Annotated in this window: 19 protein-coding genes; 7 read left to right on the top strand and 12 right to left on the bottom strand. The window is 63.4% G+C overall.

The window, feature by feature from the left end:
* The first annotated feature begins 202 nt into the window (after positions 1–202).
* Positions 203–1,648 (top strand): MFS transporter, encoded by a 1,446-nt coding sequence (locus AC0L17_RS27220; protein ID WP_473518066.1) that lies wholly within the window; start codon positions 203–205, stop codon positions 1,646–1,648.
* Between the two features lie 241 nt (positions 1,649–1,889).
* Here the strand turns inward: AC0L17_RS27220 and purH are convergent, their stop codons facing one another.
* From purH to htpX, 4 genes are all read right to left on the bottom strand, one after another.
* Positions 1,890–3,506, bottom strand: a complete 1,617-nt coding sequence (gene purH, locus AC0L17_RS27215; RefSeq protein ID WP_473518065.1) for a bifunctional phosphoribosylaminoimidazolecarboxamide formyltransferase/IMP cyclohydrolase — start codon at positions 3,504–3,506, stop codon at positions 1,890–1,892.
* 90 nt (positions 3,507–3,596) lie between these two features.
* Positions 3,597–5,321, bottom strand: coding sequence for a heparinase II/III family protein (locus AC0L17_RS27210; protein ID WP_473518064.1), 1,725 nt, complete (start codon positions 5,319–5,321; stop codon positions 3,597–3,599).
* A 133-nt stretch (positions 5,322–5,454) separates the two neighbouring features.
* Positions 5,455–6,855: an RsmB/NOP family class I SAM-dependent RNA methyltransferase gene (locus tag AC0L17_RS27205; RefSeq protein ID WP_473518063.1), complete on the bottom strand. Its 1,401-nt coding sequence runs from the start codon at positions 6,853–6,855 to the stop codon at positions 5,455–5,457.
* Positions 6,846–7,859 carry a zinc metalloprotease HtpX gene (htpX, locus tag AC0L17_RS27200; protein WP_473518062.1) on the bottom strand — a complete coding sequence of 338 codons (1,014 nt, stop codon included), beginning with the start codon at positions 7,857–7,859 and terminating at the stop codon, positions 6,846–6,848. The genes AC0L17_RS27205 and htpX overlap by 10 nt, the downstream gene beginning before the upstream one ends.
* 123 nt (positions 7,860–7,982) lie before the next feature.
* On the opposite strand from htpX, the gene AC0L17_RS27195 reads away from it, so the two are divergent.
* Positions 7,983–8,222: a DUF1674 domain-containing protein gene (locus AC0L17_RS27195; protein WP_473518061.1), complete on the top strand. Its 240-nt coding sequence runs from the start codon at positions 7,983–7,985 to the stop codon at positions 8,220–8,222.
* 180 nt (positions 8,223–8,402) lie between these two features.
* On the opposite strand, the gene AC0L17_RS27190 is transcribed toward AC0L17_RS27195, so the two are convergent.
* Entirely contained in the window at positions 8,403–9,068 is a 666-nt protein-coding gene (locus tag AC0L17_RS27190) for an HAD-IA family hydrolase (protein WP_128173621.1), read from the bottom strand.
* Positions 9,069–9,240: 172 nt separating this feature from the next.
* On the opposite strand from AC0L17_RS27190, the gene AC0L17_RS27185 reads away from it, so the two are divergent.
* The 3 genes from AC0L17_RS27185 (at position 9,241) to AC0L17_RS27175 (ending at position 13,573) form a co-directional block, all read left to right on the top strand.
* The gene (locus AC0L17_RS27185) at positions 9,241–10,110 is read left to right on the top strand and encodes a transglutaminase-like domain-containing protein (protein WP_473518060.1); all 870 of its coding nucleotides are present in this window, start codon (positions 9,241–9,243) and stop codon (positions 10,108–10,110) included.
* Positions 10,111–10,449: 339 nt separating this feature from the next.
* Complete coding sequence (locus AC0L17_RS27180; protein ID WP_473518059.1) at positions 10,450–11,868, top strand: TadE/TadG family type IV pilus assembly protein; 1,419 nt, start codon at positions 10,450–10,452, stop codon at positions 11,866–11,868.
* Positions 11,869–12,304: 436 nt separating this feature from the next.
* Entirely contained in the window at positions 12,305–13,573 is a 1,269-nt protein-coding gene (locus AC0L17_RS27175) for a class I SAM-dependent methyltransferase (RefSeq protein ID WP_473518058.1), read from the top strand.
* 59 nt (positions 13,574–13,632) lie between these two features.
* Here AC0L17_RS27175 and acs read toward each other — a convergent pair whose 3' ends face one another.
* Positions 13,633–15,588 (bottom strand): acetate--CoA ligase, encoded by a 1,956-nt coding sequence (acs, locus tag AC0L17_RS27170; RefSeq protein ID WP_473518057.1) that lies wholly within the window; start codon positions 15,586–15,588, stop codon positions 13,633–13,635.
* Between the two features lie 305 nt (positions 15,589–15,893).
* On the opposite strand from acs, the gene AC0L17_RS27165 reads away from it, so the two are divergent.
* Complete coding sequence (locus AC0L17_RS27165) at positions 15,894–16,166, top strand: usg protein (RefSeq protein ID WP_027154578.1); 273 nt, start codon at positions 15,894–15,896, stop codon at positions 16,164–16,166.
* 332 nt (positions 16,167–16,498) lie between these two features.
* Here the strand turns inward: AC0L17_RS27165 and AC0L17_RS27160 are convergent, their stop codons facing one another.
* Together AC0L17_RS27160 and AC0L17_RS27155 are read right to left on the bottom strand one after the other, a co-directional pair.
* Entirely contained in the window at positions 16,499–17,533 is a 1,035-nt protein-coding gene (locus AC0L17_RS27160) for an aldo/keto reductase (protein ID WP_473518056.1), read from the bottom strand.
* 39 nt (positions 17,534–17,572) lie between these two features.
* On the bottom strand, positions 17,573–18,751 hold the full coding sequence (locus tag AC0L17_RS27155) for an MFS transporter (protein WP_473518055.1): 1,179 nt from the start codon (positions 18,749–18,751) through the stop codon (positions 17,573–17,575).
* 137 nt (positions 18,752–18,888) lie between these two features.
* Between AC0L17_RS27155 and AC0L17_RS27150 the strand changes: the two genes are divergently transcribed.
* Positions 18,889–19,797 carry a LysR family transcriptional regulator gene (locus tag AC0L17_RS27150; protein ID WP_473518054.1) on the top strand — a complete coding sequence of 303 codons (909 nt, stop codon included), beginning with the start codon at positions 18,889–18,891 and terminating at the stop codon, positions 19,795–19,797.
* 49 nt (positions 19,798–19,846) lie between these two features.
* Here the strand turns inward: AC0L17_RS27150 and AC0L17_RS27145 are convergent, their stop codons facing one another.
* From AC0L17_RS27145 to AC0L17_RS27130, 4 genes are all read right to left on the bottom strand, one after another.
* The gene (locus AC0L17_RS27145) at positions 19,847–20,896 is read right to left on the bottom strand and encodes an aldo/keto reductase (RefSeq protein WP_473518053.1); all 1,050 of its coding nucleotides are present in this window, start codon (positions 20,894–20,896) and stop codon (positions 19,847–19,849) included.
* Between the two features lie 135 nt (positions 20,897–21,031).
* A complete protein-coding gene (locus AC0L17_RS27140) occupies positions 21,032–21,433 on the bottom strand; it encodes a PIN domain-containing protein (RefSeq protein ID WP_473518052.1) in 402 nt (133 codons plus the stop codon).
* A complete protein-coding gene (locus AC0L17_RS27135; protein WP_473518051.1) occupies positions 21,433–21,687 on the bottom strand; it encodes a type II toxin-antitoxin system Phd/YefM family antitoxin in 255 nt (84 codons plus the stop codon). Before AC0L17_RS27135 ends, AC0L17_RS27140 begins: the two co-directional genes overlap by 1 nt.
* 96 nt (positions 21,688–21,783) lie before the next feature.
* A complete protein-coding gene (locus AC0L17_RS27130) occupies positions 21,784–22,446 on the bottom strand; it encodes a YggS family pyridoxal phosphate-dependent enzyme (protein ID WP_473518050.1) in 663 nt (220 codons plus the stop codon).
* Between the last annotated feature and the right edge of the window lie 26 nt (positions 22,447–22,472).

Below are 22,472 nucleotides of genomic sequence, written 5' to 3'. Positions count from 1 at the left end.
CCTCCTTCGTCTTTCCGGCCGAAATAGAATCGAGCTTCGCCGAAAAGCGCAACCGACATGTGTGAATGCGATAGGTCCCTATACGGGGAGAAATGCCCGGCAGGGCAATGAGGGGCGGCGCGGCCTCTGTCATTTGCGTGAGCACCGGAAACATGCAGACATGGCGCCGGTCGCAGGCCAAGCGAACGGGGCAGGAGGGCATATGGCCGAAGTAGCAGTGCAGCGAGCACCGGAACGCGGCATCTGGGGATGGATGCTGTTCGACTGGGCAGCACAGCCGTTCTTCACCGTCATCACCACCTTCATCTTCGGTCCTTATTTCGCTTCGCGCATGGTTCTGGATCCGGCTGCCATGCAAGCTGCCGAGGCAGCCGGTCCAGCCGCAGTTGAAGCTTACGTCGAATCCCAGCATCTACTTGGCCTGACGGTCTGGGGTTGGAGCATCGCCGCGGCGGGACTGGTCATTGCCGTTTTGTCGCCCATACTCGGCTCGATCGCAGACCAGACCGGCCCGCGAAAGCCGTGGATCGCGTGCTTTGCCGCGATCAAGATCACGAGTCTTTGTTTGCTCTGGTTTGCCGCGCCGGGCTCAAATCTGTTTCTTATCGCGGCTTTGTTTTCGCTGGCGTCGGTGGCGGCGGAATTCTCGACGGTGTTCAACGATTCGATGATGCCGCGCCTGGTTCCGAAGAGCGAAATCGGCCGCATCTCAAATATCGCGTGGGGTCTAGGTTATCTCGGCGGCATGATCGCGCTGATCTTCGTCGTCGCCTTCATGGCGGGTTTGCCGGAAACCGGCAAGACGATCATCGGCCTCGACCCGCTCTTCGGCCTCGATCCGAAGCTCGGCGAGGACGCGCGCGCCACCGGGCCGCTGTCGGCTGGCTGGTACTTGCTGTTCATCCTGCCGATGTTCTTCTTTACCCCAGATGCCGCCAAAGGCATTCCGATCGGGCCGGCGGTGCGCGAGGGGCTGTCGGAGCTGAAGTCGACACTGGCCGAAGTGCGCCAGCGAAGCGGCATCTTCCGCTTCCTGGTCGCCCGCATGATCTATCAAGACGGCGTCAATGCGCTGCTTGCGCTGGGAGGACTTTTCGCGGCAGGGATGTTCGCCTGGTCGACCACCGAGATCGGCCTGTTCGGCATCATTCTCAACGTCGTTGCCATCGTCGGCTGCTGGATCGCCGCCCGTCTCGACACGGCCCTCGGCTCCAAGGCCGTGGTGATGATTTCGCTGGTTATGCTGTCTGTCGCGACAATTGGCATCGTCTCGACCGGACCGGGTTTCACGCTGCTTGGGATGCTACAGCTCTCCACTGCCGATTCGGGCGGCCTGTTCGGCACGGCGGCGGAAAAGGCCTACATACTTTACGGCTTGCTGATCGGACTGGCCTTCGGGCCGGTGCAGGCGTCGTCACGCTCCTACATGGCGCGCAGCGTCACCCCAGCCGAGTCGGGCCGCTATTTCGGCATCTACGCGCTGGCCGGACGGGCTACGAGTTTCCTCGCCCCATTCATGGTGGCGACCATCACCGCCGCCAGCGGCTCGGCGCGGCTCGGCATGGCTGTAATCGTGTTGTTCCTCGGCGTCGGCCTAGCGATCCTGGTCCGCACGCCGTATCCGGCAGACAACCCGACGGCGGAGTGAGCTGCTTCTTCCCTTCTCCCCTTTTGGGAGAAGGTGGATCGGCGCGATAGCGCCGAGACGGATGAGGGGTGCTGGAAGAAACTCAACGTGAAAACATCAAGAATTTGAAGCGTTTACGTCTTCATCGTAGCGATCCTGCCAACACCCTCATCCGACCAAACGGAGCCTGTCCTCGGGCTTGCCGGAGGCAAGACCCGTGGGCTCGGCCACCTTCTCCCACAAGGGGAGAAGGGAAGAAGCGCTAATGCCTGAAATGCCTGACGCCGGTAAACACCATGGCGATGCCGTGGGCGTCGGCGGCGGCGATGACATCGTCGTCGCGCATCGAGCCACCCGGCTGGATGACGGCGGTGGCGCCGGCTTCGATCGCCGACAGCAGCCCGTCGGCGAACGGGAAAAAGGCATCCGAAGCGACGACAGAATTCTTGGTCAGCGGTTCGGCCAGGCCGCCTGCCTCGGCCGCGTCGAGCGCCTTGCGCGCGGCGATGCGCGAGGAATCGACCCGGCTCATCTGGCCGGCGCCGATGCCGACGGTGGCACCGTCCCTGACATAGACGATGGCGTTCGACTTGACGTGCTTTGCGACGCGGAAAGCGAATTTGAGATCGGCCATTTCGGCCGTTGTCGGCGCCCGCCGGGTCACCACTTTCAAGTCGAGGTCGTCGACCACCGCATTGTCGCGGCCTTGGACGAGCAACCCGCCGGAAACAGATTTCACAGTGGAGCCGGCCGCGCGCGGATCGGGCAAGCCGCCGGTGACCAGCAAGCGCAGGTTCTTTTTGGCGGCGACGATGCGGATTGCTTCGTCCGAGGCGCCCGGCGCGATGATGACCTCGGTGAAGGTTTTGACGATCTCTTCGGCTGCCTCGGCATCGAGGGTGCGGTTCATCGCGACAATGCCGCCAAAGGCCGACACCGGATCGCAGGCAAGCGCCTTGGCATAGGCCGCCTTCAGCGAGGCGCCCTCGGCGACGCCGCACGGGTTGGCGTGCTTGATGATGGCGACGATGGCGGAGCGCGCCGGATCGAATTCGCCGACCAGCTCGAAGGCGGCGTCGGTGTCGTTGATGTTGTTGTAGGAAAGCTGCTTGCCTTGAAGCTGGCGCGCCATCGCGACGCCCGGCCGCTTGTCGCCATCGACGTAGAAGCCGGCGCTCTGGTGCGGGTTCTCGCCGTAGCGCATCACCTGGTCGAGCCTGCCGCCGAAGGCGCGCCAGGTGGGATGCTCGATCTCCAGCGCTTCGGCGAACCAGCCGGAAATCGCCGCATCATAGGTCGCGGTGCGGGCGAAGGCCTTGGCCGCCAGCTTCTTGCGGAAATCCAGCGAGAGCGAACCGAAATTCATCTCAAGCGCGTTGAGCACCGAGGCATAGTCCTCGGGGTCTGTGACGATGGCGACATAGGCGTGGTTTTTGGCGGCGGCACGGATCATCGCCGGGCCGCCTATGTCGATGTTCTCGACGATCGAGGCGTAAGCGGCGCCGGAGCGGCGGACATCCTCGAAAGGGTAGAGATTGGAGACGACGAGATCGATTGGCTCGATGCCATGATCGCGCATCGCTGCGGCGTGTTCGGGATCGTCGCGCACGCCGAGCAACGCGCCATGCACGGACGGATGCAGCGTCTTGACGCGGCCGTCCATGATCTCGGGAAAGCCGGTGAGTTCGGAGACGTCGCGCACGGCCAAGCCTGCCTCGGCGATCGCCTTTGCCGTGCCGCCGGTGGAGACCAGCTCGACGCCGGCAGCGGCCAGCGCCCTGGCGAAATCGATGAGGCCGGTCTTGTCGAAAACGGAAAGCAGCGCGCGACGGACAGGAACGAGGTCGGGCGCGGGAATGTTCTTGGCGGCGACGGCCATGGGCTGGCGGCCTTTCACGGCTGGTTGGGACAGTGTCCGCGCGCCGTAGCACATGAGGCCTGGAAATCAAACTGCGGGGCTACCGCAGTCTCAGCTTTTTGCCGGACGACCGGCGATGGCCGTCCGTGTCAGTTGCCAATGGACTTCGGAAATCTCTGACGCCTTGAAGGCCAGCACGATCTGCCGGCTGCGGCGCGGGCCGCCAAGGCCGGCGAAATAGATGGATTCCTCGACCTCGGGCGCCACCTCGGTGCAGGTGAACACCCATGTGTCGGCTTCATCGGCGGTCAGCACCAGCCGGTCGTGCTCGTCCTTGAGCAGGCCTATGTCGGGATGGATGTGGAAGCGCACGGTGACGAAATCGCGGCCGTTGTTGCGGATCGCAGCATTGCCCGGCCGCAGAAGGCGATCCCTGCCGGCGAGCACATTGCCGTTCGTCGACAATTTCAGTTCGCGCTCATGCAGCAAGCCGAAGCGCGCGACATAGCCGTCATGGCGAGCCAGAAAACCCTGGCTGCCTTGCTGGTCGGTGCGCTTGCAAGGCACATGCTGCGGGCCGCCGATCAGCGGCGTGCCGAGCAGATCGTTGACGCGCAGCGAGTGGCTGAAACGCGCCGACGAGGTGTCGTTGATGGTGGCGGTCGAATGGGCGGCCGTGGCGCGGGCAAGCGGCCGGAATTCGGCGGCGCCATAGGTGTCCACGCCGGCGTTGACGATATAGTGGCGGCGGCCGGAAGACAGCTCGAAGGAAAGGCATCCGGCGTGCGCCGCGTTGGAAACATCGATGCGCGGTGGCGGGCCGGTATCGGCGATCACGGTGACGCCGCCCATGGAGAGGCGCTCGTAGCCCGAATGCGGTGCGTGCAGCAACGGCGCGCCGGCGGTGTCGTCGTGGCGCAGAATGGTGGCGATGCGGTTGTGGATGGTCGCGCCCATGCCGTTGAAGCGGGCGAGGCTGCCGTCCTGGTGGCGAAAGAAACGCAGCGCCGGCAGCATGCGATCGATGGCGCCCATCAGCGCCGCCGGCGGCGTTTCGGCCTGATTGGCATAGGTCTGGCGCAGCGGCAGAAGGTCGGCGAGGATTTCAAGCACCGCCATCGGATTGCGGGAAATATGGCCGCCATCCGGCAGAATCTGACGGTCGAGCTCCTCGGCGAGGTTGCGGGTCGCGCCGCGCAGCGCTGACGCCGGCGCCGGTAGCGACAGAGCGGCAAAGGCAAGCGCTATGCGGGCGCGCAGCCTGTCCTTGCCGTCCGGCATCTCGCGTGCCATCGCCCTGAGATAGCGGATCTGCATGGCCAGCGATTTCAGGAAGGCCCGGTAGAAGGGAAATTCAGCACCCTGCAGCACCACCGAGGAATGCTGCAGCCAGGCAATGACGCGCTTGGCCGTCGTGCCGGGCTCCCAGGCGACACCGGAAATATTGCTGCCATGAATGGCGATCCAGTCGGAGACCAGCGCGCGGGCATTGGCGGCGGCAAGCTCGGTACCGGCGGCGCGCATATGGCGCAGCCAGCGAAAGCCGTGCAGGGCCTTTTGCCAGCCGGGATTGGCTACGGCGATCTGGAAGGGCGACTTGCCGCCGGTTTCGACAAGATGTCCCGACAGCGGATAGCGGCCATAATAAATCTCGAGCGCGATCTGCCGGTCGGCCAGGCGCAGGTCCGGCGGCGCGATCAACACGCGTTCCGGTGTGCGGCCGGAGTAGCGCCAGCGATGGATCGGCCCGCCACGCAGGCGCCGGCGCGTCTTGCGCCAGAACTCCTTCGCGACAAGCGTCCATAGACGCGTCGTGCTGCCGGCAGCGATCGCCAAAAGCCCTCCTCGTAGCGCCCAATCCGAAGACAAGCTTATGTGATTCAAGAACTTATGCGAAGGCGAATTCCACGGAGGCCTTGGAATTCAGCCTGTTTTCCGCAGGATTCTTCCTAAAACAGTCTTCAAACTTTCAGCGTTGGCCGGCTCTGCGCATGCGGGCGGCGAAGAAGCCATCCAGGCCGGATCGTTCCGGTGAGCCGAGCTCCAGATCTGCGGGCGTGGTGCGCAGCGTGCCCTGCGGCGTCAGGAAAGGATCGATGCCGGCGATCTCGCCCGGGCGGAGCGGATCGTCGACAATGTCAGCCGTCCCGGCGAGGAAGGCGCGGTGAAGCGCCTCGCCTTCGAGCGGGTCGAGCGAGCAGTTGGAAAAGACGATGCGCCCGCCAGGCTTGACCAGGCTGACGGCGCGGGCGAGCAGGCTGCGCTGCAGATTGGCGAGCTTTTCCATGTCGGCCGCCGTCTTCGTCCACGGCACGTCGGGATGCCGCCGCACCGTGCCGGTCGAGGAGCAGGGCGCGTCGAGGAGGACGGCGTCGAACAGTTGTTCCGGCTCGTATTTGAGCAGATCGGCCTGGACAATTTCTGCGGACAGACCGAGCCGTTCGAGATTTCGCGAGAGTCGCGCCAACCGGTTCTTCGAGGAATCGATCGCGGTGACCGTGGCGCCGCCGAGAATGAGCTGAGCGGTCTTGCCGCCGGGGGCGGCGCAGAGATCGGCGACGCGCAAACCCCTCACGTCGCCGAAAAGCCGGGCCGGAAGGCTGGCGGCGGCATCCTGGACCCACCAGGCGCCGTCTTCAAAGCCGGGCAGTTCAGTGACCGAGGCGCTGAGTTTCTCCACGCGCACAGTGCCGGTCGGCAGCACGATGCCGCCGAGCCGCTCGGCCCACAGCGCAGGATCGGTCTTGACCGTGAAATCGACCGGCGCCTCGTATCTGTGGGCGGCGAGGATTTGCCTGGCTTTCTCAGTGCCATAGGCGGCTTTCAGCCGGTCGGAAAACCATTTCGGCGCTTCGTCGGTGGCGGCAAGCGCTGCAGCGAGTTCGGCCTGCTTGGATCGCGCCAGCGTCCGCAGCACGCCATTGACGAGACCGGAGAAGCGCACCGTGCGCGGATCGGACTTGGCGTGGGTCACGGCAAGGTCGACTGCGGCGCTGTCGGGAATATCGAGGAACAGGATCTGCGCCGCTGCTATATGCAGAATATGCGAAAGCGCGGTGGCGTTGGGTGGCAGCGGCTTTTCCAGGCGGCGGGCCAGCAACCCTGATATGGTCATGCGGAAGCGCAGCGCAGTGACCAGTATGGCGCGCACCAGCGCCCGGTCACGCAGGTCGAGCGCCTTGTATTGCGGATGGCCGTTCTCGTGGTCGGTCAGCCCGTCCAGCGGCGTCCTCGCATCGATGACGGCGGCCAGCAATCGTGCCGCGGCCTTGCGCGCGGCCAGGCCCGCAACAGGTTCGCCGGGGCTCGCTGCATTGTTTTCATGATCGCCTGAAATTCGGTGCCGGCGTTTCGCTTCGCTCACGACCACGGACCCTTGGGTCCGGTCGGATTGCGGCCCCAGGGATTGGACTTTGGCCTGGCCGGTTCAGCCGGCTGCTCAGCTTTCTCCCACGGGCCCGAAGGCCGCTGTTCGTCTGGCTGCCGCGACATCGGCGTTTGCGGCCGCGCGGAGGCGGATGCGCCACCGGCCATGTCCTGCGCCATCGCCTGCAGGGCGGCGATGCGGTTGTCGGTGCTTGGGTGGGTCGAAAACAGGCTGTCCATGCGCTCGCCGGAAAGAGGATTGATGATGAAGAGGTGGGCAGTTGCCGGATTGCGCTCGGCATCCGGGTTGCGGATGCGTTCGGCGCCGCGAGCGATCTTGTCAAGGGCCGAGGCAAGCCAGAGCGGCTGTCCACAGATCTCGGCGCCGCGCCGGTCGGCCTCGTATTCGCGGGTGCGGCTGACCGCCATCTGCACGATCATCGCGGCAAAGGGCGCCACGATCATCGCCACCAGCACGCCGATAATGCCAAGGGAATTGTTGTTGTCGCGATTGCCGCCGAAAAAGAAGGCGAAATTGCCGAGCATCGAGATCGCGCCGGCAAGCGTGGCGACGATCGTCATGGTCAGCGTGTCGCGGTGCTGCACATGGGCGAGCTCGTGCGCCATCACCGCCGCGACTTCCTCATGCGACAGTTGCTGCAACAGCCCGGTGGTGGCGGCGACCGCGGCATTCTCCGGATTGCGGCCGGTGGCGAAAGCGTTGGGCTGCGGGTTGTCGATCAGATAGGTTTTCGGCATCGGCAGGCCGGCCTGTTTGGCGAGGCTCTGCACGATGGCGTAATATTCCGGGGCGTTCCTTTCGTCGACCTCGACGGCGCGGTTCATCGACAGCACCATCTTATCGGCGTTCCAATAGCTGAACAGGTTCATAGCGGCGGCAATCAGCAAGGCGATCACCATGCCGCCCGATCCGCCGATCAGATAGCCGACGCCCATGAACAGCGCGGTCATCGCTGCCAAAAGCATGGCGGTGCGAAGTGTGTTCATTGTCTGCTCCGTTTCTGCCGGCCTTTCGGAAAAAGGGTCGATCCTTGTCGGCTCATCGCTATATGATGGGAAACGTGTGGCCCTGTTTCAATTGGGGCCGGTTTCAATCGCCGGGAATATCGCATGATCGACGAAGCCAATATATCAGGCGAAACCAGCAATGCAGACGCCGGCCCGGGTCACGACGTGCCGCAAAGGACGCTGACACCGGCAGCCCGCCGCGCTTTGGCGGAAGCGGAAGCACGGCGCGAACACTATCGCGAGCAGGAAGCCGCGATGCCCCGGGAACTCGGCGGCCGTGGCGGCAGGGAACCCGGCCGCTATGGCGATTGGGAAGTGAAGGGCCTGACCAGCGATTTCTAAGGGCCAGCGATTTCTAAGGGTATGTCGATATTCAGGTGATGCCGGCCTGCGAACAGCGGATTCCTGCGCTTCTCACGGACCTGAAAGTCCGCTCCGTTCCGGTTCTCGGAACCCACCTAGTCTGGTCGCTTCGCGCCCGTCTTCGACTCCGGCTCGGCCTGACCTGAATCTCAACATACCCTAAGCCGCAGCGCGCTCCGCGCCGAGGACAATCCAGCCGCGGTCGTCGACGGTGACGCCGATCCCCTCATAACCGGCGATCGCAGCATGCGGCGTTTGCAACGGATGCTGGTGCGTGGCGCTGATCACCACGACGGTGGCTCCCGCGGCCTCGGCCGCCGCTATCCCGGCGGGCGCATCTTCGAAAACGAGGCAGTCGCGCGCGTCGACGCCCAGCCGCTCGGCCGCCAGCCGGAAGCAATCCGGCGCCGGCTTGCCGCGGGAAACGTCCTCGGCCGCGACAAGGGTGGCGGGAAGCGGGATGCCGGCGGCCGCGATGCGCAGCAGAGCCAGCTCGCGCGGCGCCGAAGTGACGATTGCCCAGCGCTCGGGTGGCAGCGACGCCAGAAACGCCGCGGCGCCGGCGATTGGAAGGATGCCGTCGATATCGGCCACCTCGGCCTGCAGAAGCGCATCGGCTTCACGCATCGGGTCAACGCCTGGAAGCGCCAGCCGAGCGATGGTCTCGATCGCCCGCACGCCGTGGATCGTTGGCAGGAATGCGGCAACGTCGAGATCTTGCCGGCGTGCCCAATCCGCCCAGACCCTTTCTGCCGCGGCAATCGAATTGACCACCGTGCCGTCCATGTCGAACAGCAAGGCTGCGAATTTTCTGCCTGCGAACATCTGCTATCCCAAGTTGTTTCGGAAGGAACCAAAGCCTGTCGATCGACCGTAACGTCGCACCGGCGGCATGGGAAGGCGCGAGATCGCCTTTTTCGACAGACCAGGGAACCACGGCCGGCCATCTCGCGTTAATCCAATCGTCTTCCACGACACTCACAAGAGGGGAACCGCAATGCTGATTCGGCTCGGCTACGAAATCGCCATCGACTGTGCTGAATCCACCCCGGTGATTTCGCTGCTCGAGATCCACAAGCAGCGCCAGGCCGACATCAAACGGCAGACGCGCGTGCTGACCTCGCCTTCCGTCCCAACCAGGCTCTATCATGATCTTTATGGCAACACCTGCCGCCGCTTCAACGCGCCTGGCGGAGGCTTTCGCATTCTTTACGACGCCGTCGTCGAGGACAGCGGCGAGACCGACGAGGTCAACACGCTGGCCAGGGAAGTGCCGGTGGCGGAGTTGCCCGACGAGGTGCTCTGTTATCTGCTCGGCAGTCGCTATTGCGAAACCGATCATCTCAGCGATCTGGCCTGGCAGGTTTTCGGGCCTGTTCCATCCGGCTGGGCCCGGGTGCAGGCGATCGTCGACTATGTCCACAACCGTCTGTCGTTCGGCTACGGCTATGCGCGCCCGACCCGCACGGCGGCGCAGGCGCATGAGGAACGCGTCGGCGTCTGCCGCGACTTCGCTCATCTGGCGATCACGCTCTGCCGCTGCATGAACATCCCAGCCCGCTACGTGAACGGTTATCTCGGCGACATCGGCGTGCCGGTCGACCCGGCACCGATGGATTTTTCGGCGTGGCTGGAAGTGTTCCTCGACGGCAAGTGGTACACGTTCGACCCCCGCCACAACATGCCGAGGATCGGCCGCGTCGTCATCGCGCGCGGCCGCGACGCGACAGACGTGCCGCTGCTGCACAGTTTCGGCCCGCACCGGCTCAGCCTGTTCAAGGTCTGGACCTACGAGCAGGAAAGCAATCTGTTCAACCCGCCCCATCGCGGCGTCGACAGGACGGCCAGCGCGCAGATGCTGGCATAGGAGCGCAAGCGCGAACGGCGCGTCCGGCTGTTACGATCATCGGCTGTCCTACGGATATGACGCGCCTGATCCGCTTCGGCACAGACCCTCTGTGCCGGATCGGGATCGGGCTGTTGCGCTCCACGGCAGCGGTCGGGATCGTGGTAAGCGCTTGGTAAACGAAACTGCCGCAGCGGCTTGTCGTTTACCGTCTATTTACCTTGCAACGTTTCGAAACCAAGCAAAAACAAGGGCTTGACGATGAGCCGCCGGCTTTTACTGCGATGACGACGCCGTCCGGCCGGAATCCTGCAATGCGGCCTTCACACGGCTCGAGTCGTGGCGAATGGAGGCGAAAGCATGCGGCGTTTTGGGGGTCTTGTTCACGCGATCGGCGGCTTTGCCCGAGATCGAAGCGGAAATTTGGCGGTTCTGTTCGGCATGGTTGCGTCGGTGCTGGCGCTTGGCGTCGGCTTTGCCGTCAATGTTTCCCAGCTCTACAACGCCAAATCGGGCTTGCAGGGCGTGGTCGATGCGGCGGTGACCTCGACGGCACGCGACCTAACGACCGGCGACATCAAGGAGGCCGACGCCGACAAGTCGGTGCAGGCGTTTCTCGATGCCAACAGCCGAGCGGGCATGCTGCAGGCTGATCGGATCGTCCTCGACAAATTGACCATCGACAGGACCGCCAACACGGTTCAGGCGGACGTGCATGTCAATGTCGGCCTTTATTTTCCGATCTTCGGCATGGGCGATATGCAGCGTGTCACAGTATCGACGACAGCACTCTATTCGGACAGGCAGATTGAAGTGGCCATGATGCTCGACGTGACCGGATCGATGGAGGCCAGCTGGTATAAGAAGACCGACAAAATTGGCGACCTGCAGGACGCGGCTTCAGGAGCCGTGGAAGACCTGCTCAAATGGAACCGCGACGAGAACAATCCCCGCGTACGCATCGCCATCGTTCCCTACGCCGAAGCCGTCAACACCGGCGGTCTGGCCAGCACGGTATTCGTCGAGACGAGATATGGATCAAAGGTGCCGCCCCCGATTGATGCTCCGGTCTCGGTGTCCTTGACATTGGCGTCCGACAAATGTGCCACTGAACGCAAGGACAGGGATGGTTACGCCGATTATTCGGCCGACGGCCCTTACACGCCGCGCCTGGACAACAACGGCAAAACCTATCTGGCCAAAGTCAATCGGGACCACAATATGCGCAGCTGCCCGTCCGCCGAGCTCATCCCCCTGACCGCCGACAAAGACAAACTGCTCAACACAATCGACGATTTCAGGGCGGATGGCGTGACGGCCGGCGGTATCGCCGCGCAATGGGGCTATTACATGCTTTCGCCGTCGTGGCGCTCGGCGATTGCCGATGCCGGTCTGGGTGCGGGCCCCGCCAATTTCGACAAAAGAAGGGTGGCCAAGATCGCCATCCTGATGACCGACGGCCAATTCAACACCGCTTTTGCCAAAGGGCGCGGTGCGCCCAGCTCGCAGGGTCAGGGCCAGACCGCGCGAAAGAATGCCGAAGCCATCTGCGCCAACATGAAGCGCGATGGGATTGAGATATTCACGATCGGCTTTGACCTGAACGATCCGACCATGACGGCGACCGAGCGGGACCAGGCAAAGAGCGTGCTCAAGAACTGCTCCACAGCGGACACGTCCTCGCTGAAGCACTACTACGAGGCCGCCACCGGCACGGAGCTGGCAACCGCCTTCAAGGAGATCAGCAAGAATATCGAGAAGCTTGCCATCAAACGCTGATCTTCCCCGACGGCTAATAGACGAACACCCAAAGGAAAAGGCCGCCGCTTCTTTCGAAGCCGGCGGCCTTCCGTGTTTCCGTCCATGGCGCGGCTCATGGCGGCGACGTGACTTAAAGTGCTGGAGCGTCCTTTGCGCGTCCAAAGGACGCGCGGCGCTCCAGGCGTCACCAGCCGCGCATCTCGCGCCTTAACGGGAAGACTGCTTCCCGAAAGTGCAATCCGCTGAGGCCACGTTCTGGAAAACGAAATCACTCGACATCGGATCACCTCCTTTCGATTTGTTGAACACGCCCTCATGATGGGGTGTCGATCTGCAAATGGCAAGGCGCCATCGTGAAAATGCGGTGCGCGTTTGCCGCTAACTGCTTGCGGCTATCCGATCGGACAGGCAATGTCGCTGCCGGACCGTCAGGGGCTGAGCAGGAGGAACGGGGATGGAGGCAGCCGAGAGAGCCGCACGGATCGTTCGAACGGTTATCGAGACGTTGAAGCCGGGTTTCGCGGTCAAGCTGTGGAACGGCGAGCGGATCGGCCCCGCCACCGGCCCGGTGGTCACCATCAACGACCAGGACATCGTCTGGCAGGTGATGCGGCGGCCCAACCTCTCGACGCTGATCGAAATGTGGATTTCCAAGACCATCGACGTGGAAGACGGGTCGCTGTTCGATTTCTACGCTCTGCCTGCGCAGGGCAAGCTCAGGGCGAAGCTCAAGTCGTTGCCCAAGCTCGCGGTCCTGCGCGACCTGCCGGCCGTGCTGTTTTCGAGAAAGCAGATGACGGCGCGGACCGACCTTTCCGGGCGCAACCCCTTCGTCAGCGGGTCGAACAGGCAAGCAATCCAGCACCACTACGACATTTCGAACGCCTTCTACCGGCTCTTCCTCGACGACCGCATGGTCTATAGCTGCGGCTATTTCACCGATTTCGCCAATGGCATCGACCAGGCGCAGAAGGACAAGCTCGATCATATCTGCCGCAAGCTGCGGCTGAAGCCCGGCGAAAGGCTGCTTGACATCGGCTGCGGCTGGGGAGCCATGCTCATCCATGCCGCGAAAAATTACGGCGTCGTCGGCCATGGCGTCTCGCTGTCGGAAGCCCAGACCCAGCTCGCCCGCGAGCGCATCCGTGCTGAGGGACTGGAGGATCGCATCACCATCGAGATAAAGTCCTATGCCGAGCTGTCCGGCTCCTTCGACAAGATCTCGTCGATCGGCATGTTCGAGCATCTGGGGCTGGCCAACCACGCCGCCTATTTCTCGACCATTCGTCGCCTGCTCAAGCCGGGCGGCATCTATCTGCATCACGCCATCACCCGGCGCGACAAGGGCAGCATCAAGAAGACCTTGCGCAAGGGCCCGGAATTCAAAGCGCTGATCAAATACATCTTTCCCGGCGGCGAACTCGACACGATCGGCATGACGCTCGGCAATCTCGAAGCGCACGGCTTTCTTGTCTACGATGTCGAGAATTTGCGCGAGCACTACGCCCGCACCTGCCGTCTGTGGGCCGAGCGCCTCCACGCACGCTTCGACGAAGCGATCGCCGAGGTCGGCGAAGCCAAGGCGCGCCTCTGGCTGCTTTATCTTACCGGCTGTTCGATCACTTTCGAACGCGCCTCGGCGCAGATTTTCCAGACCGTCGTCACCAAGCGCGCGCGGGGCCCGAGCGGACTGCCGCCGACGCGGGCGGACCTTTATCAGTAGAGCGCCAGCGAGCCGATCTCATCCGATCGGGTTTCCGACGACCGTCGACCGGATGTTTCTTAGGCCCGCTTGTTCTGCCGGTTGGCGATGAGGTCGTCGACGACCGCCGGGTCGGCCAGCGTCGAGGTATCGCCGAGCGCGGCAAAATCGTCCTCGGCGATCTTGCGCAGGATGCGACGCATAATCTTGCCCGAGCGGGTTTTCGGCAGGCCCGGAGCGAACTGGATCTTGTCGGGCGTGGCGATGGCGCCGATGTCCTTGCGGACGTGGGCGACGAGTTCCTTGCGCAACTCCTCGTCCGGCTTCTCGCCAGCCATCAATGTGACGTAGCAGTAGATGCCCTGGCCCTTGATGTCGTGCGGATAGCCGACGACGGCGGCTTCGGAGACTTTCTCGTGCGAAACCAGCGCGGATTCGACCTCGGCCGTGCCCATGCGGTGGCCGGAGACGTTGATGACGTCGTCGACGCGGCCGGTGATCCAGTAGTAGCCGTCGGCGTCGCGGCGGCAGCCGTCGCCGGTAAAATATTTGCCCTTGTAAGTCGAAAAATAGGTCTGCACGAAGCGCTCGTGATCGCCATAGACGGTACGCATCTGGCCCGGCCACGAATCGGCGATGCAGAGATTGCCGCTGGCAACGCCTTCCAGCACCTTGCCGTCGCCGTCGACCAGTTGCGGCTTGACGCCGAAGAACGGCTGCGTCGCGGAACCTGCCTTGAGCGGGGTGGCGCCGGGCAGCGGCGTGATCAGGATGCCACCGGTCTCGGTCTGCCACCAGGTGTCGACAATCGGCACCTTGCCGTTGCCGACGACATTGAAATACCACTCCCAGGCTTCCGGATTGATCGGCTCGCCGACCGTGCCGAGCACGCGCAACGATTTGCGCGAGGTTTTGGCGACATGGGCGTCGCCGGCGCCCATCAGGGCGCGCAACGCCGTCGGCGCGGTGTAGAAGATGTTGACCTTGTGCTTGTCGATGACCTCCCAAAAGCGGGATTGCGACGGATAGTTCGGCACGCCTTCGAACATCAGCGTGGTGGCGCCGTTGGCGAGCGGCCCGTAAACGATATAGCTGTGACCGGTGACCCAGCCGACATCGGCGGTGCACCAGTAGATGTCGCCGTCGTGATAGTCGAAGACATATTGGTGGGTCATCGAGACGTAGACGAGATAGCCGGCCGTGGTGTGCAGAACGCCCTTCGGCTTGCCGGTCGAGCCCGATGTGTAGAGGATGAACAGCGGGTCCTCGGCCTTCATCTTCTCCGGCTTGCATTCCGCCTTAACTGTCGCGATCTCGTCATGGTACCAGACGTCGCGTCCGGCCACCCAGCCGGTCTTGCCGCCGGTGCGGCGCACCACGACGACCTTTTCGACTTTCGTTCCGGCCTTGGCGGCGATCTCGATCGCCTTGTCGGTGTTGTCCTTCAACGGGATCGGCTTGCCGCCGCGCAGGCCCTCGTCGGCGGTGATCACGAAGCTTGATTTGCAGTCGTCGATGCGGCCCGCCAGCGCGTCCGGTGAGAAGCCGCCGAAGACCACCGAATGGATGGCGCCGATGCGCGTGCAGGCAAGCATCGCATAGGCGGCTTCCGGGATCATCGGCATGTAGATGGTGACGCGGTCGCCTTTTTTGACGCCGTGCTTCCTCATCACATTGGCGAGCCGGCAGACATGCGCATGTAGCTCGTTATAGGTGATCTTCCTGTCATCGTAGGGATTGTCGCCTTCCCAGATGATGGCGGTCTGATCGCCGCGCTTCTTCAGATGCCGGTCGATGCAGTTCCAGGAAACATTGGTCTCGCCGTCCTCGAACCATTTGATCGAGACCTTGCCGTCGAAGGAGGTGTTCTTGACCTTGCTGTAGGGCTTGAACCAGTCGATGCGCTTGCCGTGCTTGCCCCAGAACTTGTCCGGGTTCTTCACGCTGTCGGCGTACCATTTCAAATAAGTGTCTTTATCGATCAGCGCATTCTTCTTCCACGTCGGCTGGACGCGATGGACATGAACCTCGGACATATCTTTGCTTTCCTCCCGAAACCAGGCCGCCCGGCTTGACCGCCGGCGGCATCGCGGCGAAGCGGCCGCGAATTCGCGCGCATTATTAACAGTTCCGCGGTGACGGCAACATTAGACGTTGGATTCGCGCGGCGGGATGCCGCAGAGGTTTGAGTTGCCGCTATCAGCACTCGACCACGATCGCTGCTAACTGCATGTTTTCGTGTCGTAAATCCGGCCTCTAACTACGAAATATCAATAGACGATTAAGCAAATTGCGGGCACAATTTCAAATTGGAGGAAGGAGAATCAACCGGGGGACCGCGATGCGTGACCATTCCGAAATGGACCTGATGCTCAAGGGCTATGGCTTGACCACGGCCAAGATCCTTTATCATTTTCCCGATCACCCGCATCTGCTGCAGAGCTTCATCTGGCAGGACTACGACATCGCTCCGAAATTTCCGGTGCTGATCCGGTTCATCGAATTCTGGCAGACCAAGCTCGATGGCCCGCTGCATTCGGTGAGCTATACGCACCAGAAGCTGATCGCGCCCAACGAATGGCGGAAGCTCGATGGCGAGTTCGTGCTGCATTAGGGCAACGGCGCAGGATGTTCTGGCGGGCTGCTTGCATGATGGATTCTGTATGCCTTGGTGATTGGCGGAAACATCTCGGAGCTTCGTCATCCTGGGGCGGAGCAAGGAGCGAAGCGACGCGGCGCAGACCCCAGGATCCATGCCGTGCCTTCAAAGCGCCGCTGCGGTGCCGAATTCTGCTCCGCTGCACCCTACGGCCAAGGTTATGGCCTGGATCCCAGGGTCTCCGCGACGGAGCTTCGCTCCTGCTTCGCCCAGGGATGACGAAGTTGGGGAGGCTTCGGCTAGTCCCGAATGTTTATGATGGTCACCCGAACGAGCGATCGCGACTCTCAGACCGCAGGTGGGCTCAGCCGGGCAAAACCCTCCTGCCGGCGATACGGAAAATACGGATAGGCTGCGGTCACCGCGCTTGCTGCGTCGAGCTTCTTGATCTGGTCTGATGTCAATGACCAACCGACGGCACCAAGATTCTGGCGCAGCTGTTCCTCGGTGCGCGCGCCGATAATGACGGAGGCGACGGTCGGCCGCTGCAGCAACCAGTTGATGGCGATCTGCGGCACGGTCTTGCCGGTTTCCCTGGCCGCGGCTTCGAGCGCATCGACAACCCTGTAGAGCAACTCGTCTTCTACCGGCGGCCCGAAGCTTGCGGTGTCGTGCAGCCGGCTTTTTTCCGGCAGTGGCTCGCCGCGGCGGATCTTGCCGGTCAGGCGGCCCCAGCCGAGCGGGCTCCACACCAGCGCGCCAACGCCCTGGTCGAGGCCGAGCGGCATCAACTCCCATTCATAGTCGCGCCCGACCAGCGAATAATAGACCTGATGGGCGACGTAGCGCGGGTAGCCGTGCTTGTCCGCCAGGCCGAGCGATTTCATCACTTGCCAGCCGGAAAAGTTGGAGACGCCGACATAGCGCAGCTTGCCGGCGCGCACGAGACTGTCCAGCGTCGACAGCACCTCCTCGATCGGCGTTGCGGCGTCGAAAGCATGCAGCTGCAGCAGGTCGATGTAATCGGTGCCGAGACGCTTGAGCGCGTCCTCGACCGCCTTGATGAGGCGCGAACGGGAGGAGCCGGCATCATTGGGTCCGTCGCCCATCGGCAGCGAGGTCTTGGTCGAAATCAGCACGGCATCGCGGCGGCCCTTGACGGCCGCGCCGAGCACTTCCTCGGAGGCGCCGTTCGAATAGACGTCGGCGGTGTCGAACAGGTTGACGCCGGCCTCCAGGCAGATGTCGACCAGCCGCCGCGCTTCCGTCGCATCGCTGTTGCCCCAGGCGCCGAACAGCGGCCCCGAGCCGCCGAAGGTTCCAGCGCCGAACGAGAGCGCCGGAACCTTCAGGCCCGAGGCGCCAAGACGTCGATAATCCATCTTTTTCTCCTGTGATGTCTAAGGGGGTTCGTCGGGTTGCTACGTGCGGGCAGATGCCGGCTCGCCAAGCGTCGGGCGATCGAGGCGCAGCGCCAGCCACGCCACGGCGAGCGCCGAGAGCGGCAGCAGGGCGGCGACCCAGGTGATGGCGCCAAGGCCGGGGCCATGGGCGATGACCATGCCGCCGAGCCAGGCGCCGGCGGCGTTGCCGAGGTTGAAGGCGGCGATGTTGAAGGACGAGGCGAGGCTCTGGCCGGCGCCTTCAGCCTTTTCCAGCACCCACATCTGCAGCGGCGCTACGGTGGCGAAGGCGGCGGCGCCGAGCAGGCCGACATGGATGACAGCCATCGCCCGGCTGTGCAGGGCGAAGGTCATCGTGCCGAGCACCAGCGCCAGCACAACGAGACTGCCGAGGACGGAAGGCACTAGCCAGCGGTCGGCGAACTTGCCGCCGGCGAGATTGCCGGCGATGAGGCCGCCGCCGAAGACAAGCAGGATCGGCGACACCGCCGCTTCCGCAAAACCGGTGATCTCGGTCAGCAGGGGGGCGATATAGGTGAAGACGGCGAAGACGCCCGCATAGCCCAGCACGGTGACGGCGAAGCCAAGCAGAACCGGGGCGCGGCCGAGCACGGCGAGATCGCCGCGCAGGTCGCTCTTTTCCAGCGCTGCCGGGCTGCGCGGCACCAGCAGGAGAATGATGGCGAAGGCGACGATGCCGACCAGGGTTACCGCCCAGAAGGTCGCCCGCCAGCCGAAGGCCTGGCCGAGCCAGGTGCCGAAGGGCACGCCGAGGATGTTGGCGATGGTCAAGCCGGTGAACATCAGGGCGATCGCCGAGGCCTTCCTGTTGGGAGCGACCAGCCCGGTCGCAACCACCGCACCAACGCCGAAGAAGGTGCCGTGGGCGAAGGCGGTGAGCACGCGGGCAGCCATCAGCGTCCAGTAGTCGGGGGCCAGCGCGCAGGCGAGGTTGCCCAGCGTGAAGACCGCCATCAGCGCCAGAAGCACGGTCTTGCGCGGCCAGCGGCCGGTGGCGATCGTCAGCAGCGGCGCGCCGATGACGACGCCCAGCGCATAGCCGGAGATCAACTGGCCGGCGGCCGAGATCGAGACGCCGAGATCGGCGCTGACGTCGAGCAGCAGGCCCATGATGACGAATTCGGTGACACCGATGCCGAACGCACCGGCGGCGAGAGCATAAAGTGCAAGAGGCATCGCGGTTCCCACTCCGATGACAGCAGTTTTGACGACAGGACGCCGTGTCCTCCTGCGCCCCGACCCGGAAGATCGTGTTGCCATGTGCTGTGAACCAGCCTTGCGTCGGGCACATTGTCTGTGAAATAGATTCACGAATGGCGAGGTCTGACATCAACCGCTCCGGCGAGATCGAAGTGTTTGTCCGTGTCGTCGAAGCGGGCAGTTTTTCGGCTGCGGCGCGGATGCTGCGGATGACGCCGTCGGCGGTGAGCAAGCTGATTGCGCGGCTTGAGGCGCGGCTTGGCGCGCGGCTGATCAGCCGTTCGACGCGCAAGCTGCAACTGACACCGGAGGGAGCGGCCTTCTTCGACAGCGGCGTGCGCATCCTGGCCGACATGGCGGCAGCTGAGCGCGAGGCGGCGGCTGGTGCTGCGCCGCGCGGCCGGCTAAGGGTCAACAGCTACGTGCCGTTCGGGCAGCACCGGCTGATCCCGCTGTTGCCGCGCTTTCTCGAACGCTATCCGGAAATCGCCATCGATCTGGTTTTGACCGACAATGTCATCGACCTGATGGAGGAGCGCGCCGATGTCGCCATCCGCGCCGGGCCGCTCGGCGAATCACGTTTGGTGGCGCGCAAGCTCGGGCAGAGCCGGCTGGTCGTCGTCGCCGCGCCATCGTACATCAGGACGCATGGCGCGCTCCAAACGCCGGCCGATCTCGATCATCACAACCGGATGGGTTTCTGCTTCGTGCGCCATGTCGACGGCTGGCCCTTCGTCGCTGCGGCCGGCGACGCCTTCGTCGTCCCGATCACCGGAAACGCGCTGGTCAGCGACGGCGAGGCGATGCGGCTGATGGCGCTTTCGGGCACTGGCATCGCCCGGCTGGCGCGCTGGCATGTCGAGCCCGACATCGCCGCCGGCCGGCTGGTCGTGCTTCTGGAGGACTTCAACCCCGGCGACGAGGAGCTTACCCACGCTGTTTACGTCGGCCAGGGCAAACATTTGCCGGCCCGAGTGCGGGCCTTTCTCGACTTTCTGGTCGAGACGGTCCGGCTGAGCTGAGCCCAAGAAAGATCGGGAGCCCGCCGGCTCCCGAAATCGAAGATGAGATTTACTTCTTCTCCGCAAAGGGCGCCGGACGCCGGCCAGCCGCCTGGCGCTCGAGCATCCAGCCCGGATATTCGGATGGCAGCGCGCTGACTTCGTCGAGACGAGCAAGATCGTCGCTGTCGAGCTTCAACGCGGTGGCGGCAAGGTTCTGTTCGAGCTGCTCCATGCGGCTGGCGCCGATGATCACGCTCATCACGAAAGGCTTGGCCAAGACATAGCCAAGTGCCACCGTGGCGACGCTGGCGCCGTGCTTGCCGGCGATCTCGCGCATGACGGCGACCGCCGCCCAGGCGCGGTCTTCATTGACCGGCGGGAAATTGAAGCTGGCGCGGCGGCCCTCGCCATTGCCGGGCGCGCCGGGCCCGTATTTGCCGGAAAGCAGCCCGCCCGCCATCGGCGACCAGACCATCAGCCCAAGCTTCTCCTCGTTGAGCAGCGGCACGATCTCGCGCTCCAGATCGCGGCCGGCGATCGAATAGTAGGACTGAACCGTCTCAAAACGGGCAAAGCCCTTGCGTTCGGCGATGCCCAATGCCTTGGCGATGCGCCAGGCCGCCCAGTTCGAGACGCCGACATAGCGGACCTTGCCGCTGGCAACCAGATCGTCGAGCGCCCTGAGCGTCTCGTCGATCGGCGTTACCGCGTCGGTGCCGTGCAACTGATAGAGATCGATATGGTCCAGTTGCAGCCGCTCGAGACTGCCGTCGACCGAATCCATGATGTGGCCGCGCGAGGAGCCGCGTTGGTTCGGGCCGTCGCCCATGGCGCCATGGACTTTGGTGGCGATGATCACGTCCTGCCGCTCGATGCCGAGATTGCGCAGCGACTGGCCGAGAAACCGTTCCGATGCGCCGAAGGAATAGACATCGGCCGTGTCGAAGAAATTGATGCCGGCGGCGAGCGAGCGCTGGACGATCCTGTCGACGCCATCCTGGTCGAGGCTGGCGATCAGGCCCCATTGGTTGTTTTGGTCGGCGGCGCCGAAGGTCATGGTGCCGAGACACAGTTCGGAGACAAACATCCCCGTGTTTCCAAGTTGACTGTAGCGCATGGTGCGGCTCCGGAAAGTTTTGGAATGACCCGGTCGATATAGGAACGATACGTTTCGTTTCTACTTGTTGGCGTAACGGCCTGGTGGTTCTGGACCAAGCTCCGCGACCGACGATCCGGCGCAACGGGAAACAGGTCAGATTGTCCAAGGGTTGAGGACCGTCACCCCGGTATCGTCGAAGTCGGCGACGTTGCGCGTAACCAGAATGAGGTCGTGGACAAATGCTGTGGCGGCAATGAGCCCATCAGCGTCGCCCCGCGTGCGGATGGCTGAGATACGACCCCATTCAACCGCTATCCTCTCGTCGATGCCGAGGATCCGGTCCTCGTAGCTGTGGCGCAATCCGTGGAACCACGATCCAAAATGGTTTGCGGCGCGGGGGTCGATTCGCCTCTTCATTTCGATTCCGCGCGCGATTTCGCCGAGCGTGATCACGCTTAGAAATAGAGATCTCCGTTCCTGCCGTATCATCCAATCCGACACCAAACCTTTGTTCTTTCGAGCGGTCGACACGACACTCGTGTCCAGCAAGAACATCAGAGGTCCACGTCTCTGCCGGGGCCCTTGGAGCGGCGGTTGACCTCTTCGACGAAATCGTCATCCCACTCGGGACCAGAAAGAAGGTATTCTGCCAGTGAAGGCTTTGAACCGATTAGCTTTTCGTATTCCTCGGCAGCCAGCACGACAGCGGCGGGCTTTCCACGTAGGGTGATGGTCTGCGGGCCTTTTTCGCGTGCCTGCTGAACCAGTTTCGACAGATTGTTCTTCGCGTCCTGAAGATGCCAATTCATTGAAAGCTTCCTAGCTAGCTTGGCTAGATATATATGTAAAAGGCAGGATTCGCTAGCCGGTCGAGTGCCAAACGCACCTTAGCGGGGCGCATTTGCCTAGCGGCTGCCGAAGATCGCCGAGCCGACCCTGACACTTGTCGCGCCGAAGGCGATCGCGGTTTCGTAGTCGCCGGACATGCCCATCGAAAGCGCCTCCACCTCTGCCTCCGTGCCGAGCTTTTCCAGCAGCGCGAAATGCGGGCCGGGATTCTCATCGGCCGGCGGAATGCACATCAGGCCTTCGATGGCGAGGCCATGGACCTCGCGGCAGCGCGTAACGAAGGGTACGGCTTCGCGCGGTTCGATCCCTGCCTTTTGCGGTTCCGAGCCGGTGTTGACCTGAACGTAGAGTTTTGGTGACCGGCCTTGCCTGGCGATTTCCTTGGCGAGTTCGGCGGCGATCTTCTCGCGATCGACCGTCTCGATGACGTCGAACAGGGCGACTGCTTCCTTCGCCTTGTTCGATTGCAGCGGACCGATCAGGTGCAGTTCGATGTCGGGGAAGGCTTGCTTCAGCGCTGGCCATTTGGCTTGTGCTTCCTGGACGCGGTTCTCGCCGAAGACGCGCTGCCCGGCGTCGATGACCGGGCGGATATCGTCGGCGCTGAAGGTCTTCGAGACCGCGACCAGCGTCACCGCGCCGGCTTGCCGTCCTGCCTCGCGCTCGGCGGCGGCGATCCTCGCCTGGACCGTGAAAAACTGTTCGACGGCGCTCGCCATGCCTATATCCTGACTCTGGTTTTTGT

This window comes from Mesorhizobium sp. WSM4829 (assembly GCF_055811475.1).
The sequence above is the reverse complement of the archived record's forward strand: the minus strand, read 5'-3'. Positions and strand labels throughout refer to the sequence as shown.